This window comes from Aeromonas media (assembly GCF_000819985.1).
In the GTDB taxonomy this organism is placed as follows: Bacteria; Pseudomonadota; Gammaproteobacteria; order Enterobacterales; family Aeromonadaceae; genus Aeromonas; species Aeromonas media.
In genome coordinates this window covers 10743-11866 of sequence record NZ_CDBZ01000153.1, presented here as the reverse complement: position 1 = coordinate 11866, position 1124 = coordinate 10743, and the positions used below count along the sequence as shown (strand labels likewise).

The window sequence follows — 1124 nt, the reverse complement described above, 5'->3', positions numbered from 1 at the left end:
GCCCTGCGCCTGCTCGCCCGCCGGCCGCTGCTGGCTAGCCATCCAGCGCCAGCTGCCGCTCCCTACCCTCGGCTTGAACAGGAGTCCTTATGAACGCCCGTTTGCGCCTGTTCGTCCCGCTCGTGCTCACTCTGGGGCTCGGTACCCTGCTCTGGCTCGGCCTTGGCAACAACCCCTACAGCCAGGATGAGGCCGTCGCCGGGCGCACCCTGCCCGCCTGGCAGAGTGACGATCTGCTTGGTGGCGCCCCCATCCACACCGCGGCGCTCAAGGGGGAGCCCTTCGTGCTCAACGTCTGGGCCAGCTGGTGCCCCAACTGCCGCGCCGAGCATCCGCTGCTGGGTGAGCTGGCCAGCGCCGTGCCCCTCTATGGCCTCAACTACCGGGACAAGGGGGACGCCGCCCGCGCCTGGCTCGTACAGGCGGGTAACCCCTATCGCGCCGTGCTGGCCGACCCCGACGGCCGACTCGCCCTGGAGCTCGGCGTCTACGGCACACCGGAGACCTATCTCTTTGCCGGCGACGGCACCCTGCTGACCCGTCATACCGGCCTGCTCACCAGGGACATCTGGCAGCGCCAGTTTGCCCCCCTGCTTGCAAAGGCCCGCAGTAACACCGCCAGCCAGCCCGAAGTGGAGAGAGAAGTGCAGGAGAGCAAGCCATGAGCCGTCTCGGCCACGCCCTGATCGCGCCGCTATTGCTGGCATTGAGCCTCGGGGTCCTTGCCAGCGGGGTCGATACCTATCAGTTTCGCCACCCCGAGCGGCAAAATCGGGCGCAAGAGCTGGCCCGCGCCCTGCGCTGCCCCCAGTGCCAGAACCAGAACCTGGTGGAGTCCAACTCCCCCATCGCGCGGGATCTGCGGCTCGAGGTCTACCGCTGGGTGGATGAGGGGCAGTCTGATGAGCAGGTGATCGCCCGCATGACGGAGCGCTTCGGCGATTTCGTGCGCTACGATCCCCCCTTCAAGCGCAGCACGGCGCTGCTGTGGGGCGGCCCCGCCCTCTTGCTGTTGTTGGCGCTCAATCGCCTGCGCAGGAGCCTGCATCGCCGGCAACCGGCGCGGGTGCCGCTTATCGGCGACAGAGCCGAGGGGGCGCTCGCCCACGACCCCAGGGCCGAGC

At 69.0% G+C, this 1124-nt stretch carries 2 protein-coding genes; both read left to right on the top strand.

Features of this window, described 5'->3' with window-relative positions:
* Positions 1-89: 89 nt before the first annotated feature.
* Positions 90-665, top strand: coding sequence for a DsbE family thiol:disulfide interchange protein (locus BN1127_RS13125; protein ID WP_042649769.1), 576 nt, complete (start codon positions 90-92; stop codon positions 663-665).
* Positions 662-1124 (top strand): heme lyase NrfEFG subunit NrfF (nrfF, locus tag BN1127_RS22810; protein ID WP_048824808.1); only part of this gene is annotated, 463 nt, incomplete at its 3' end. The genes BN1127_RS13125 and nrfF, both read left to right, overlap by 4 nt.

Excerpts from the sequence above, each read along its gene's own strand:
- BN1127_RS13125 (WP_042649769.1), top strand. The coding sequence starts at position 90 with ATGAACGCCCGTTTGCGCCTGTTCGTCCCGCTCGTGCTCACTCTGGGG.